The 14895-nt window shown below is 56.0% G+C and carries 14 protein-coding genes; 6 read left to right on the top strand and 8 right to left on the bottom strand.

Annotated elements, in window-relative coordinates; translation table 11 throughout:
- Position 1: 1 nt before the first annotated feature.
- From rsmI to H142_RS0111590, 5 genes are all read left to right on the top strand, one after another.
- On the top strand, positions 2 to 952 hold the full coding sequence (rsmI, locus tag H142_RS0111610; protein WP_017932311.1) for a 16S rRNA (cytidine(1402)-2'-O)-methyltransferase: 951 nt from the start codon (positions 2 to 4) through the stop codon (positions 950 to 952).
- A complete protein-coding gene (locus tag H142_RS0111605; protein ID WP_017932310.1) occupies positions 949 to 1320 on the top strand; it encodes a YraN family protein in 372 nt (123 codons plus the stop codon). The genes rsmI and H142_RS0111605 overlap by 4 nt, the downstream gene beginning before the upstream one ends.
- Positions 1321 to 1342: 22 nt before the next feature.
- Positions 1343 to 2434 (top strand): heat-inducible transcriptional repressor HrcA, encoded by a 1092-nt coding sequence (gene hrcA / locus H142_RS0111600; RefSeq protein ID WP_017932309.1) that lies wholly within the window; start codon positions 1343 to 1345, stop codon positions 2432 to 2434.
- On the top strand, positions 2434 to 3090 hold the full coding sequence (locus H142_RS0111595) for a nucleotide exchange factor GrpE (protein ID WP_017932308.1): 657 nt from the start codon (positions 2434 to 2436) through the stop codon (positions 3088 to 3090). Before hrcA ends, H142_RS0111595 begins: the two co-directional genes overlap by 1 nt.
- 213 nt (positions 3091 to 3303) lie before the next feature.
- Positions 3304 to 4089, top strand: coding sequence for an SDR family NAD(P)-dependent oxidoreductase (locus tag H142_RS0111590; RefSeq protein ID WP_017932307.1), 786 nt, complete (start codon positions 3304 to 3306; stop codon positions 4087 to 4089).
- A gap of 71 nt (positions 4090 to 4160) precedes the next feature.
- On the opposite strand, the gene H142_RS0111585 is transcribed toward H142_RS0111590, so the two are convergent.
- The 5 genes from H142_RS0111585 to H142_RS0111565 form a co-directional block, all read right to left on the bottom strand.
- On the bottom strand, positions 4161 to 6239 hold the full coding sequence (locus H142_RS0111585) for a TonB-dependent receptor (RefSeq protein WP_017932306.1): 2079 nt from the start codon (positions 6237 to 6239) through the stop codon (positions 4161 to 4163).
- Between the two features lie 124 nt (positions 6240 to 6363).
- Entirely contained in the window at positions 6364 to 7335 is a 972-nt protein-coding gene (locus H142_RS0111580) for an FAD:protein FMN transferase (RefSeq protein ID WP_083899024.1), read from the bottom strand.
- 36 nt (positions 7336 to 7371) lie between these two features.
- Positions 7372 to 7998 carry a CC0125/CC1285 family lipoprotein gene (locus tag H142_RS0111575; RefSeq protein WP_083899034.1) on the bottom strand — a complete coding sequence of 209 codons (627 nt, stop codon included), beginning with the start codon at positions 7996 to 7998 and terminating at the stop codon, positions 7372 to 7374.
- Between the two features lie 69 nt (positions 7999 to 8067).
- A complete protein-coding gene (locus H142_RS0111570) occupies positions 8068 to 8547 on the bottom strand; it encodes a hypothetical protein (protein ID WP_017932303.1) in 480 nt (159 codons plus the stop codon).
- 83 nt (positions 8548 to 8630) lie between these two features.
- The gene (locus H142_RS0111565; protein WP_017932302.1) at positions 8631 to 9509 is read right to left on the bottom strand and encodes a DUF1295 domain-containing protein; all 879 of its coding nucleotides are present in this window, start codon (positions 9507 to 9509) and stop codon (positions 8631 to 8633) included.
- 131 nt (positions 9510 to 9640) lie between these two features.
- Between H142_RS0111565 and rlmN the strand changes: the two genes are divergently transcribed.
- On the top strand, positions 9641 to 10834 hold the full coding sequence (gene rlmN, locus H142_RS0111560) for a 23S rRNA (adenine(2503)-C(2))-methyltransferase RlmN (protein ID WP_017932301.1): 1194 nt from the start codon (positions 9641 to 9643) through the stop codon (positions 10832 to 10834).
- On the opposite strand, the gene H142_RS0111555 is transcribed toward rlmN, so the two are convergent.
- From H142_RS0111555 to mtaB, 3 genes are read right to left on the bottom strand one after another with little or no spacing between them, the layout of a single operon-like run.
- Positions 10812 to 11681 carry an EamA family transporter gene (locus tag H142_RS0111555; RefSeq protein WP_156812007.1) on the bottom strand — a complete coding sequence of 290 codons (870 nt, stop codon included), beginning with the start codon at positions 11679 to 11681 and terminating at the stop codon, positions 10812 to 10814. The two genes, rlmN and H142_RS0111555, sit on opposite strands and share 23 nt — an antisense overlap.
- A 45-nt stretch (positions 11682 to 11726) precedes the next feature.
- Entirely contained in the window at positions 11727 to 13502 is a 1776-nt protein-coding gene (gene ftsY / locus H142_RS16700; protein ID WP_017932299.1) for a signal recognition particle-docking protein FtsY, read from the bottom strand.
- The gene (gene mtaB / locus H142_RS0111545; RefSeq protein WP_017932298.1) at positions 13502 to 14815 is read right to left on the bottom strand and encodes a tRNA (N(6)-L-threonylcarbamoyladenosine(37)-C(2))-methylthiotransferase MtaB; all 1314 of its coding nucleotides are present in this window, start codon (positions 14813 to 14815) and stop codon (positions 13502 to 13504) included. The genes ftsY and mtaB overlap by 1 nt, the downstream gene beginning before the upstream one ends.
- Positions 14816 to 14895 lie beyond the last annotated feature (80 nt).

Genomic DNA, 14895 nt, shown 5'->3' with positions numbered 1-14895 from the left:
CGTGGCCAAATCGGAAAAAAATTCAATTGTGTCTGATACTGGGTCTAAAGCCAGCGCGGCGCTTTCGCAATCCCCGCTTGCTGCTGCGCCGCAGGATAATCCGGCCCGTCAGGTTGCGCTCGATCCTGCCCTTTATCTGGTCGCGACGCCGATCGGCAATTTACGCGATATATCGCTGCGCGCGCTGGATGTGCTGCGCAGCGCCGATCACCTTTATGCCGAAGATACTCGAAACTCCCTTAAACTGCTGCGCGCTTTCGGTCTGACCCGATCCTTAGCCGCCTATCATGACCATAATGCGGCAAAAATGGTGCCAAAACTGGTGGCGCAGATCGAGGCGGGGCGCTCTGTTGCTTTAGTCAGCGATGCGGGGACGCCGCTGGTTTCTGATCCGGGCTTTCGTCTGGCCCGCGCCTGCGCCGCCGCCGGGCTGACGATCCGCGCCGTGCCCGGGGCGAGCGCGCCTTTGGCGGCTCTGTCGACAGCGGCTTTGCCAAGTGACCGCTTCTTTTTTAACGGTTTTCTACCGCCCAAAAGCGAGGCGCGCCGGACCGCGCTGGCAGATCTGTCCGCTGTGCCCGGAACGCTAATCTTTTTTGAAACCGCTCCGCGCCTGCAGAGCAGTTTGTCGGATATGAGAGATATTTTCGGGGACCGCGAGGCGGCGATTGCGCGCGAGCTGACGAAAACTTATGAGCAAACGCGGCGCGGAACACTGTCGGAGTTGATGGAGGGCGTGATCGCCGATCCGCCGCGCGGCGAAATTGTTGTTCTGGTCGGCCCGCCTGATGCGGGTGAATCTATCTGGGACGCCGCGCGGCTTGACGCCGCTCTGCTGGCGGCCATTCCCGAGCGCGGGGTCAAGCGCGCGGCAAATGAGGTGGCGGCGCTGTCAGGGCATAATCGCCGCGAAGTCTATGCGCGCGCTTTGCAGCTTAAAGATAGCCTATGAGCGAGCGGCGCAGGCAGGCCGAACGCGCCGGACGCAAAGGCGAAACGCTCGCGGCGCTTTATTTGCGGCTCAAGGGCTATAAGATATTAGAGAGCCGTTACCGCAGCTATTACGGCGAGATTGACCTGATCGCGCAAAAAGGCCGCGCTATTATTTTTATCGAGGTCAAACACCGCCGGAATTTGACGGACGGCTTAGAGTCGGTCACGGATTTTCAAACGGACCGGATTATGGATGCGGCAGAGGTCTATATGAATACGCTTTTTGACCGCAGGCCGGACGCGCTGAATTTCGAAACCCGCTTTGATATTATCATCACCGGCGCAAAACTCCGGCCCGTCCATTTTAAAGATGCTTGGCGCGGATAGGGCACGTCCTTATATAAAGACTATGACCCCGCCCGATCTCATCCTCCCCGGTTCGCCGCTCGCCGCAATTGACGCGCGCGCGCGGGCCGTTTTCGCTGATCTGGTGCAGACCTATCTGGCGACGGGGCAGGCGGTGGGATCAAAATCGCTGGCGGAACAATTATCCGGCCGCGAAGGGCTGTCATTCTCGGCGGCGACCATCCGCAATATTATGGGCGAGTTGTCTCAGCTGGGCCTGCTCGGTAAAGACCATATCAGCGCCGGACGCCGCCCGACACAGCACGGGCTGCGCCTCTTCGTCGACGGCCTGCTTGAAATTGGCGACCTCTCCAAGGCCGAACGCCGCCAAATGGAAGCACAGATTACAGCGTCGAACCAGTCTCCTGATGATGTGCTGGCGCGCGCCTCGTCATTACTCTCGGGTCTTGCCGGCGGAGCGGGACTTGTTTTGACGCCGTCTATGCAAAATGCGCTGCGTCATGTCGAATTTGTCGGGCTGGACGTGGACCGCGCCCTCGCCGTTCTGGTTTATGCCGATGGACAGGTCGAGAACCGGATTATGAATCTGCCGCGCGGCGTTTTGCCGGCGCAGCTTGAGCAGGCGGGTAATTATCTCTCCGCGCGCCTTAAGGGCCGAACGCTGGATCAATCGCGCACACAGATTTTAGCCGAGATCAGCGATGGCCGCGCGGCACTGGACAGCGCGGCGGCGAGCCTGATCAAACAGGGGCTGGCGGATTGGTCAGGTGATAAAAAACGCAGTTTGATTGTACGCGGGCGCTCGCGACTCCTTGACAATGTGCAGGCGCAAACCGATTTAGAACGGGTACAGCGTCTGTTCGAAGAGCTCGAACGCAAAGAAGCGCTGATTGACCTGCTCGACAGGACAGAAACCGCAGATGGTGTGAAAATTTTTATCGGGTCGGAAAACCCGCTTTTTGCATTATCGGGTAGCTCTATGGTGGTGGCCCCTTATCTGGGTGCTGACGCCCAAATTATCGGAGCTGTGGCGGTCATCGGGCCGACGCGGCTAAATTATGCGCGGGTTATTCCGATGGTGGATTATACGGCCCAAATTGTAGGGCGGCTTCTGGGCCGTCCAAAGGATGAATAATGAGTACGAACAAAACCGAACCGACAATGGATGAACTGGACGCTGTGCTGGAGCAGATCGCGCAGGGTCAAAAAGACAGCCCGCCTGCCGCTGCCGCGCCTGACATGGCCGATGCCGCGTTTTCAGATAAAGCTTCTGATCCCGATCCTGAACCGCGCGACGCGCCCGATGCCGATGAAAAAATCGCCGCGCTGGAAGCTGAACTGGCGGATATGAAAGACCGCGCCTTACGGGCCATGGCCGACGCGCAAAATGTTAAAAAACGCGCCGAACGCGAAGCGGTCTCCGCACGCGCTTATGCGATTGAACGCTTTGCTGTTGATATGCTCTCCGTTCATGACAATCTCTCCCGCGCTCTACATAATCTGGACGGTAAAGCCCGCGAAGATATGGGTGAAAATGCCATTAGTCTGCTGGAAGGCATTGAGCTGACGGAAAAGAACCTCATGGCGGTGCTGGCGCGTCACGGCGTCACAGCCGTGCCGGGCAAAGGCTCCAAATTTGATCCGAATGTGCATCAGGCTGTCGCCAATATCCCCTCGACCGAGACCAAAGGTGACGTCGCCGAGGTGATGCAAAACGGATTTAAATTGGGCGAACGCACATTGCGCGCCGCTATGGTGGCTGTGTCTACCGGTCCCGCCCATCTCGGTTAAGGATTAGCGGGATATTAACCTCGTATTACTTTGATGTGAGACTTCAGTGACAGAGGGAACTAACAGGCTCACAGGGCATTGTCCCTATAGCTGATTTGCCCCACATTGAATCAGCGGAGCCGTCCCAGCGCCTTGCGCAGGGACGGTTTTTTGGTTTTACGCGTCCCCATTTATCTTTATACGACCCACGCATAGGTAAAAAAGGATATTTCCATGAAACTTGACAGCTCGACAACCGCTATTGTGACAGGCGGCGCCTCCGGACTCGGAGAAGGGACCGCCCGGCTTTTCGCGTCGCGCGGCGTGAAAGTCGGTATTTTCGATATGAATGAAGAGCGCGGCGAGGCTGTTGCAAAAGAGATTGGCGCAAGCTTCCATAAGGTCAATGTCGCCGATGAGGCCAGTGTTCAGGCCGGATTTGACGCGGCCCGCGCGGCGAATGGACAGGAACGCGTCATGGTCAATTGTGCCGGTATTGGCGGCGGCATGAAAACGGCCTCGCGCAAGCGCGATACCGGAGAGATTAGCGCTCATGACATCGCTTTTTATACCCGCATTATCAATATTAATTTGATCGGCACATTTATCTGCGCCTCGAAATCCGCCGCCGGCATGATGAGCCTTGATCCTACCGCGCCTGATGGTGAGCGCGGCGTGATTATCAATACCGCTTCCGTGGCTGCGCAGGACGGACAAATCGGACAGGTCGCTTACGCCTCATCCAAAGGCGGCATATTAGCTATGGCTTTGCCGATGGCGCGCGATCTGGCGCGCGAAGGCATTCGCTGTAACACCATCCTGCCGGGCTTTTTCGAAACGCCGATATACGAGCAGATGAAACCCGAAGTGAAAGAAAACCTGCGCGCCCATGTACAGTTCCCCGCGCGCTTCGGCACGACGCAGGAATACGCCAAAGTGGTCGAATTTATGGCCGAGAATATTTATATTAACGGCGAATATCTTCGCGCCGACGCAGCGGCCCGCATGCCCCCGCGCTAAATATATCTCTTTTCAAAATAAAAACGCCGGGTCACAGCCCGGCGTTTTTTGATTTTAATTTAAAATTAAATCTAGAAGGTTTTGGCGACAGTGAAGCGCGCATTGAGCGGCTTGCCGGTCGAGATATTATCATTGCTGTGCGCGTCAGGAAAATAGCTGACATCAAACAGGTTTTCGACATTGAGCTGCACGCGCAGATCCTCGCTAAGATTATAATAGGCGGCGGCGTCGACGCGCGTATAGCCCGGAACTTCTACGGCGTTATCTTCGCGCACAAATGAAGCGCTCTGATAGGTCACGCCCAGCCCCAGACCGAAATCCTGGGTGACGTCATAGCGGTTCCAAACTGACAGCATATTTTCCGGTGTCTGGCGGGTTTCATTCCCGTCCAGCGCGCCGCCTTCGACCTGCCCGTCCATATAGCTATAGCCCGTACTGATGAACCAATCGTCCGTGATATTACCGGCCAGCTGGACTTCAAAGCCGCGCGTTGTTGATCCGTCAATAATCAGCGTTTGCGCCGGATCGGCCGGATCAACCGTTGTGAACGCTTCGCGGCCTAATTCGAACACGGCGGCCGTCAGGCTGAGATTTGAGCGAATATCCCATTTCGCGCCGATCTCTTTATTTTCATAAAATTGCGGGCGCGTGCCTTCACTGTCCAGACTAAGCGTCAAAAACTGATCGCCGGAGCGCGGCAGGAAGGTTTCGCTATAGCTGGCATAAAATGAGATATTATCCGCAGGCTTATAAATTGCGCCGACACGCGGCGTAATCTCAGCATCGCGGCGGCTAAATTGCGCGCCGCCCGCAGCAATGTCAGTGACGTCAATATCGAAGACATCATAACGCGCGCCCAGAACGATTTTAAACGCTTCGGTCAAGCTGACCTGGTTTTGGATATAAAACGAGCTGAACTGCACATCCGAGGCGCGGTTACGGGCGGGATTGGAAAATGAGAAGGCCGGAATGTTGAGCGGATCCGTGAATCCGATTGTGATCTGGTCATCATTATTGGCGGTAAAGACATTATCATTGCGCGCATTGCTCGTGTCTTGGCTTCCCACTTCCGCACCGACCAGTAGGGTATGCCCGATTGCACCGGTTGCAAACTCGCCAACCAGATTGCCTTGCAGGATCAGATTCTCGCGGCCTGTTGTATCCTGATAGCCGTCCAGCACCAGAGTATTCGCCGCTGCGTCATAACCATTGACGTAAATGTTTTGGTACAGCTTGTCATAATCAGCATAGCGCAGAGTGACATTGGCGCGCAATGTTTCGGTCAATTCATGCTCAACACGCCCCGTAAAAATATTGGCTTCCAGCGTGGTTTGGTTCTCATCAGCTGAGCCGAAAAATGTAGTATCAAATCCTTCGAGCGGACGATCCGGCGCGCCTGCAACGCTAACAGACGGCACGCCGCGATCGACAACGCGGTCATCGCTAAGATATTCATAAGACAGGTTGACCCGCGTCTTTGGCGAAATATCAAAGCCCACGGTTGGGTTGAGGCCGTACCGCTTACCGTCATAAAAATCACGGTGATTGTCGAGCTGTTCGTAAAATCCGTTTAGCCGAAACGCGCCCGTCTCACCGACCGGCATATTGGTATCCGCGGAGAGCTGGAAGGCGCCGAATGTGTCGACGCTGCCCGAGAGCGTGGTGAAATTATCGCTGTTATCCGCGCGCTTTTGCACGCGGTTAATCACGCCGCCCGCGCCGCCGCGCCCAAACAGCAATGCGTTGGATCCGCGCAAAATTTCAACTTTTTCAAGATTATATAAAGGCCGGAAATATTGCACGTCATCACGTAGACCATCGAGAAAGAAGTCGGCTGTGCTCTGGTTTCCGCGAATATTAATCGCGTCGCGGTGACCTTCGCCTTGGCTGATTGAGAGGCCGGGCGTGTAACGTAAGATGTCGCCTATAGTGGTGAAGGCCTGCTCTTTCATCTGAATTTCCGAGATAATCGACAGGCTTTGCGGCACATTGATAATCAGTGTCGGCGTTTTCACCGCGTTTAATTGATCAAGGGACAAATATTGGCCCGTAACGATGATTTCATCGTCATCGCTTTGCGCCGCGCCATATGCAGGGGAGGAAAATATACCGGCCAGAACGGTGCCGATGAGCAGGTGGGTACGCAACATGAGAAGTCTCCGATAGATGTTGCGTAGCCTTTAATAAGAATGAATTGCAATTACAACAGCAAATGCGAATGATTCTCAACAAACTGCAGAGTCCTAAGAAATTAACCTCTCATTTACTTATGATTTACCCCCTAACGGCAATTTGCTGTCCGGCTCTATTGACCAGATGCACATCCAACCGCGCGCTCAGTCCACCGGCCAGAAGCGCTTTGCGGCGCGCGGTTATTTCCGCCATGGGCATAAGCGAAAAGGCCGAAGACAGCGCATCCGCCAGAACGGCGCGGTCAGCGGTCACGATAACATTGCGGTAAAGGGCGGGCTGTTGTCCCTGGCGCGGATCCACCATAAATCCGTCTTGCGCAAAGCTCTCAGAGGACAGCCCTGCGCCGTCTAGCGGTAGTGACATCGCATCAGGGGCTGAAATATCAATTGACCACGGGCGGCCATCAGACCGCGTGCCAATGGCGGCAAAGCTGCCCGTATTGATCAGCGCGCTTCTTATGTCAGCGCCGGTCAATTGCGCTTTGATAATATCGGCAGTAAAGCCGGTCAGGCAGGTTTTAAAATCCAACTGCATATCGTCGCGGCTGAGCTTTAGTCCGAAGCGGCCCGGCAGCGCATAGCCCTGCGCGGCGATCAGAGCGGCGGCGAGCGATTCGGGATCAGGCTGGCCACCCTGCACGTAAAGCGCGGTAATAGGCGCCGCCGCAATATTAAATGCGCCGCCCGTGCCGATCGTAATCTCCCGGGCAAATTGATTGAGCGCCAAAAGATAATCTGACGGCGTATCCAGATGCCCCTCGCGGTTCAGGCGTGAGAGCTCGCTATCCGGATTATCCAGTGAAAATACAGCGTCCAGCGCGGTCATACGCGCCATTATGGCGTCGCACAGGCGTTCCGCACGATCCTGATCGGTCAGATCGAAAATGACGGACATATTCCGCCCCAAGGCGCTGGCGTCCATACGCAATAGCGTTTCATCTTCGCGGCTAATTTTATAAGCGCCCCGCTTACTGCAGGCTGGAAGTCCCAATGCAAAGGCCGCCCCGAACGGAGCGGCCATGAGGCGTGATGTAAAGGCCCGTCTTGAGAGCATAAGGCGTCGTCCTGATAGTGCAGATATAATCAGGGTTTAGGACGGCTCTTCGGGGAAGACAACTTTAGGGCCAAGATTTTGCAAGACTTCGCGGGCGTTAAAGCTGCGGATATCGCCGTCGGGTTTTGTCCCGTGGCCCATCACGACCTGCGCGCCGGCTTTGAAGCGCGTGACTTCGCGGTAGTCAAAATCGTCATAGAACGGGTCGTAAAACGGGCTGCCAAAGCCGTTGTAAAACCCGCCGCGCCGCGCGCGAAAAGCGCTGCTAAATTGATAGCGGGACCGCCAGCCATAACGCGGATGGTAAAAATCATAGCGCGGAGAAAATCCGCGGTAATATGGATCATTAAAGCCGCTATAAGGCGAGGGCGTCGCGACTACGCGGCGGTTAGCGTCAGTTTCCGCCTCGGCCACGGTGAAATAATCAAAGCCATTGGCGACGGCCAGCTCTGCTGCGCGGTATAAGAGATAGGTTTCAACGGTTTCGCGCTCGGTCAGGCTATTACCGGAAAAGCTCACTGAAAACCGATTGCTCTCGATCTGTTGTTGGTCAAAACCATAAGCGCCGACTTTGGCCGCCGGTTGATAGGGTGTCGCCGTGGCGCAGGCCGCAAGCAAAGCTGCGGCGGAGGCTACCATGAGCGATTTAATATGTGATGCCATCATCAACTCCTTTAAATCTGCCTCTCTCAATCAAAATATAGAGAGGCAGCAGCCGCCCTGCAAGTCACATCACTGTGCTCGCCGCCTCATCCGCCCTGCCGCACGCCAGATTACGGTGGCGATAAGCGCCAGCGCGATAACACAGATTAAAGTCAGAGCGGCCCAAAGCCGTCCGTTATAGTGATTTAAAAACCCGGCCAGGCCGATAAGGGGCAGCGTAAAGGTCAGGAGGTACAGCGCCAAAGCGCGGCTTGCGCCGCGGCGCAGCAGGGTGTTTCCCCAAACATATAAAAGCGCGCCGGGCACCATGCCGAAGCTGCCCGCAAAAAGATAGAGCGGCGTGCCCGACAAACGTTCGGGAATATTTTGCCCGTCCATCAGACCGAGAAGCGTAAAAATTAGGGTCGCCGCCAAAAACACACTGAACACTATTGCGCCCAAACAGATGAACCACAGCGCGATGCCCAAATTGGCCGGCCGTACAGGCACAGGCGGGAGAGGCTCTGCGGGCCGGATAATATCGGCCGGATTATGGGGCGTATCGATCACTCAAAGGTCTCCGGCGATGCAGGCATTGAGATGAGCATGCATCTCGAAGCTCTATCGGGCCTAAGCGGATCAGGCAATTTAATTTAGTCAGCGGCGGGCGGCCAAGGCAGCAATCGATTGGTATTCGCCAAATAAGCTTGGTACTCTGCGTCGTCGCCCCATTTCTGTTTCCCGCGGCGTTCCAGCATGGGAATGCCCGAGACGCGGGTGAGCAGCAGATAAATAAAGACGGGCGAGATCAACACGGCATATTGCCAGCCTGACAGGATGGGGAACGCCAGGATTGCCATGCCTGTCCACAGGGTAATTTCGCCGAAATAATTGGGGTGGCGCGACCAGGCCCACAGGCCCTCATTGATAAAGTCGCCTTCATTTTTTAGGTCATTTTTAAATCGCGTCTTTTGGTGATCGGCGATAGCTTCTATGGCGCACCCGATAATCCAGACCGCTATTCCGATATAGCCGACGAGGCCTATGGGTTTATCGATACCCGACGTGATAATCGCCAGCGCGCAGGCTACGGTCAGCACGCACCACAGGCCTTGAAGTGTCCAGACTTGAAAAAAGATAACGGGATGGGTTTTAAGATCGTCAAAGCGCCCGTCTTTGCCCGCCTTTTTCACGCGCCGGAATAAAAAAGCGCCCAGACGAATGGCCCATATCGCGACCATCGTGCTGGCGATGACCCCGCGCGCGCTGAAATTTCCGCTCATAAATAAAGCCGCTGCGATCATCGATAAATAGGTCAGCGCGCCCGTCAGATCGAAATAATGTTCGGTCTGCGCCAGGGCTGACGGCACATATATAATCCAGTTGATGAGATAAGCGAGCAGGGTGCAGAGCATGAAAATGCCGATACCGCCAAGTTGCAGCCCGCCTTGGCTCCCGGCCCAGCCCATCCCTAATCCGATGAGCGTTCCAAAGATAATGGCGATGACGGCGCGGCGCGTATGTTTTGGCATGATGTTCTCCCTGCCCCTATCAGGCTTAGACTGGTTACGCGTCAAATGTCCATCAGGATGCATTCGGGCAAGATACGGCAGCCGCCATTGCCCGTTTTAAATATTTTACGCCCGTGTTAAGGGCGCGCTCTATGGCAACAGAGCTTTTAAATAAAACACCGGAGGTTCCGGATCTTCTCCCGCGCGCATTGCGTGATGGCGAAGGCCGCATCATGCTGGCCGGTCTGGGGCGAGACGAGCTGGCGCAGGCGCTGGCCAGTATCGGTATTGAGCCCAAGAAAATCCGCATGCGGGTGAAACAGGTGTTTCACTGGATTTATAATTACGGCGTCACGGACTGGGACGCGATGACCAATATCGCCAAGCCCCTGCGCGAAACATTTGCCGGAGCCTTCTCGCTGGCCCGCCCCGAAATTGTCGAGCGCCTGATCTCCAAAGACGGGACGCGTAAATATCTGATCCGCATGGCGCCGGGCATAGAGGTCGAAAGCGTCTTTATTCCTGACGTGTCCAAAACCGGCGCGCTGTGCGTGTCATCACAAGTGGGCTGCACGCTGACCTGCACCTTCTGCCATACGGGAACGCAGCGTCTTGTCCGTAATCTGACTGCACAGGAAATCGTGTTGCAGGTCATTGCGGCGCGTGATGATCTGGATGAATGGCCGACGACGCAGGATGTGCGCAAATTGACCAATATTGTGTTTATGGGCATGGGCGAGCCGCTATATAATACCGATGAGGTCGGCGACTCTCTGGATATCATTTGCGACCCCGAAGGTCTCGGTATTGGCCGCCGCCGTATTACTGTCTCGACCTCTGGCGTGGTGCCGCAAATTGTGCCGATGGGCGCGCGCACCAATGCGATGCTGGCGATATCCCTTCATGCCGCCAATGACGAATTGCGTACGCAGATTATGCCGATCAATAATAAATATCCGCTGGCGGAGTTGATGCAGGCCTGCCGCGATTATCCCGGCCTGTCCAATTCAAAACGGATCACCTTTGAATATGTTATGCTCAAAGGCATTAATGACAGTCCGAAACATGCGCGCGAGCTGATTAATTTGCTGCGCGGCATACCGGCCAAAGTGAACCTCATTCCGTTTAATCCGTGGCCGGGAACAGATTATGTCTGCTCCGATTGGTCAACGATTGAGCGGTTTTCCGATATGGTCAATGCGGCGGGCTATGCCAGCCCGATCCGCACGCCGCGCGGCCGCGATATCTTCGCCGCGTGCGGACAACTTAAATCTGACTCAGAGAAAAAACGCGCCAGTACGATCAGAAAAGAGAAATTGGCGGCTAGCCAAATTGCATTGCAATAAGCCCGGCTGATAAAATAACGGCGAGAATAATTCGCCGCTGTCCAAACGGTTCTTTTAAAATTACGGCCGCGAACACCGCGCCAAAAACAACGGACGTTTCGCGCATGGCGCTCATCGGGCCAATCGGCGCGAGCGAAAACGCGATCAGGGCCAGTCCATAAGAAAACAGAGACGCTATGCCCGCAATTGCGCCGGAACGCATCGCGCCTTTTACGGCGGTGCTTAACTGGTTTCGCCGCATATATATCGCGACCGGAACCAGAAAGACCCAATCGAGCAGGAAAAACCAGACGAGGTAACTCCAAATCTGTCCCTGCCCCTCACGCGCAATTCGCATTCCTGCGCCGTCTATTACGGAATAAAATGCAATCATAATGCCGCAGATGATAGCAAATATCATCGCGCTACCCCACCGCTCAGGCCGCCCGCGCGAGGGCCAACCAAAGGCGATTAGGGCAAAGGCTGCGATCAATAAGCCTGACAGCTCAATCGGGGAGAGCGTTTCTTTTAAAATTAAAAAGGCAAACCCCGCCGCCAAGGCCGGGGCCATGCCGCGCATGACGGGATAGACCAGCCCCATATCGCCGCGCTCAAAAGCGCTGATCTGGCTCAGCTGATAGACGAAATGAATAACCGCCCCGCCGATTAAGAACGGCCAGGCCTGCGCGGCCGGAAGCGGAATAATAAAGGCGAAAGGCAGAACCAGCAAAGCCGTAGAGAGTGCGAGAACAGCGCGAAAGGCGAGCTTGTCGTCTGATTTTTTTAACCATAACCCTATCGCGGCATGAATGACCGCTGATGCCAACATCATTGCGGCGGGAAGAAAGGATACAGTGTTAAGGATCAAATTAATTCTGAACGCCGATATGGTAATTATATTTGTTAGTCACAATTATCCCGCCACCATCTCATCCGCGACGCCGGAGATTGCCGCCGCAAAGACAGGCGCGGAGAAATATTCCAAATCTTCAATGCGCTCGCCAATACCGATGGCGTGGATGGGCAGTTTAAATTTATCTGATAGCGCGACAAGCACGCCGCCTTTGGCCGTACCGTCCAGCTTGGTCATGATCAGCCCCGTGACGCCGGCTGTATTTTTAAACGCCTCGGTCTGCATCAGCGCGTTTTGGCCGACCGTGGCATCGAGCACTAATATAGTGTGATGCGGCGCGGTGGGGTCCTGCTTGTTAATCACGCGCACGACTTTGGACAGCTCGTCCATCAGCTCGGCGCGGTTTTGAAGACGCCCTGCCGTATCGATCATTAAAATATCAACGTCTTCGTCGCGCGCGCGCTCAATCGCGTCATAGACCAAAGCTGCTGCGTCCGCGCCGGGTTTGCCGGAGACCACAGGCGCGCCGGCCCGCTCACCCCAGATTGTGAGCTGCTCGACGGCGGCAGCGCGAAATGTGTCGCCCGCGCAAAGCATGACCTTTTTGCCCTCATCGGTATAGCGCTTGGCGATTTTGCCCAGCGTCGTGGTCTTGCCGGATCCGTTGACGCCGACAAATAACATGATCTCCGGCTTGGCCCCGGTCAGCCGCAGCGGCTTTTCCAGCGGGGTCAGGATCTCAGAGATGACATCGGCCAGCGCGATTTTAATCTCCATATCCGTGACTTGTTTATCGAATTTATCGCGGGCCAGCGCTGCGGTGACACGCATGGCCGGACCGACGCCCAGATCGGAGGCAATCAGCAGGTCTTCAAGCTCTTCAAGCGCAGAATCGTCTAATTTGCGTTTGGTAAAGGCGGCGGAAACGCCGTCGCTCATCTTGCCCGTTGATTTGGACAGACCTTTGGTGATGCGGTTGAAAAACCCACCATCCGCCATGGGGTCAATGTCGGGAACGGGCGGCGCTTTGGCCGCGCGTTCGGCCAGCCGGGCCTCTTCTTTGGCGCGCTCTTCGGCATTAATACGCGCGCGCCGGGCGGCGTCTTCGGCGCGACGGTCTGCCTCCTCGGCTTCGCGGCGAAGGCGATCGGTTTTGGCGGTCTCGACGGCAAGGCGTTCGGCTTCGATGCGCTCAAGCTCGGCCTTCTGCGCGGCGGCTTTCTCCTTCGCCGCAATGCGTTGCTCGTCGGCAATGCGCGCGGCTTCGGCGGCCTCACGGGCTTTGGCCTCAATCTCTTGGCGGGCTTTATAGGCGGCGGCTTTAGCGGCGTCTTCTCTGGCGAGACGGTCAAGCTGCGCTTGCTCTTCGACCCTACGTTTAGCCTCTGCCTCACGGCGGGCTTTGGCCTCTAATTCTTTTCGGCCAGCATCCTCGGCGGCTTTCTGCCGCGCTACCAAGACGCGGGCCTCGGCCTCGGCCTGGCGGGCGGCGGTGGCGTCTTGCGCTTTAGCTTTTTCCTCAGCGTCGCGGGCGCGTTCTTCGGCGAGTTGTTTGGCACGGGCGACATCGCGGGCGGCTTGAATTTCAGCTTCACGCTGCTCGTTAGCTTCAATGCGCGCGCGGTCTTCATCAGAAAGCCCCGCTGCGCTCTCGTCCTGCTCCCGCGCGGATTTTAGGGCAGCGGCATTAATCGCGGCCATGCGCGCGGCCATTTGGGAGTCAACGCGCTGCTGCGCTGCGGCCCGCTCTGCAGCCTCTTCGGCCCGCTTTTCATCCTTGGATTTAAAGCCCAGCTTGGATAAAAAACTGCGCTTTTTCTTAGTACCATCAGCCATTATGTGACGAGCTCTCCTGTCATATTATTCTTACCGTAACCCGTCATGTGCACCTTGCAAAGCTGTCCTGCAAGGGCGTCCGAGCCCGGTAAATCCACCAGCGTAAAATCGGGCAAACGCCCCACGCCGCCGCCTTCGATCAGGGCCATATCTGTACCACCCACGCGCGTTTTAAAATGCGCTGTGCGGATATGCGCGGCCTTTTCGCGCAGGGCTTTGGCGCGCGCTTTGATAATACGGCCATCGATTTGCGGCATGCGCGCAGCGGGCGTGCCGTCTTTTGGCGAGAACGGAAAAATATGCGCCCAAGCAATATTGATCTGCTCTAATATAGAGAGGCTTTGGGTAAATTGTTCATTCGTTTCCGTCGGGAAACCCGCAATAATATCCGCGCCAAATGTAATGTCAGGCCGCGCCGCGCGCAATTTTGCGGTCAAAGCCAGCGCATCATCGCGGCTATGGCGGCGCTTCATGCGCTTTAAAATCAGGCTGTCACCATGTTGCAGAGAGAGGTGCAAATAAGGGCAAAAGCGCGGCTCATGGGCAATCACGTCCATCAGCACCGGATCAATTTCGGCCAGGTCAATGGAGGACAAACGAATGCGCGGCAGATCAGGAACCAGCTTTAAAATGCGCCGCACCAAATCCCCCAGCGGCGGCTGTCCGGGCAGGTCACTGCCCCAGCTTGAAATGTCCACCCCTGTCAGGACGACTTCTTTATAGCCTTGCGCAGATAATTGCCGGACATGGGCAACAACTTCGCCCGCCGGAACGCTGCGTGAATTACCACGCCCATAAGGAATGATGCAAAAGGTGCAGCGGTGATCGCATCCGTTTTGCACTTGGACAAAGGCGCGGCTGCGCGACTGGGTTTGCCGGGGCGCGTTCGCGCCTGGCCCAAAAGAATTAGACAGTATTTGCGGCGCGTGTTCGGTCACCGCCATAATATCATTGACGCGGATCGGCTCGCCGCCATCAAATAAGGTCTCGGGATTAAAAACCTGCGCGCCCATTTTATCGTCATTTCCGATGACGCGGGTGACGCCGTCTATCGCCGCAAAGCTTTGTGGATCGACCTGCGCCGCGCATCCGGTGACAATAATTTTGGCGTCGGGATTGTCTTTGACGGCGCGGCGCACGGCTTGGCGGGAGGCGCGCACAGCTTCATTGGTCACGGCGCAGCTATTGATAATGACAGCATCGGTCAGGCCCGAAAGATTGGCGTTTTGCGCCATCACATCGGACTCATAGGCATTTAGCCGGCACCCCAATGTGACAGTCTTGACGCGGTTATGTTCAGGCCGTGTGTACATTGCCGCGAAATGGGCGCTTTAGCGGCCAAGGTCAAGCTTTGGCGGCAGGGCAATCCCTTTGAAGTTGCATTGTGAGTTAA

It is taken from the genome of Robiginitomaculum antarcticum DSM 21748, from assembly GCF_000365025.1.
GTDB lineage: Bacteria > Pseudomonadota > Alphaproteobacteria > Caulobacterales > Maricaulaceae > Robiginitomaculum > Robiginitomaculum antarcticum.
Note: the sequence above shows the minus strand (reverse complement) of the source record. Positions and strands in the feature narration are given on the sequence as shown.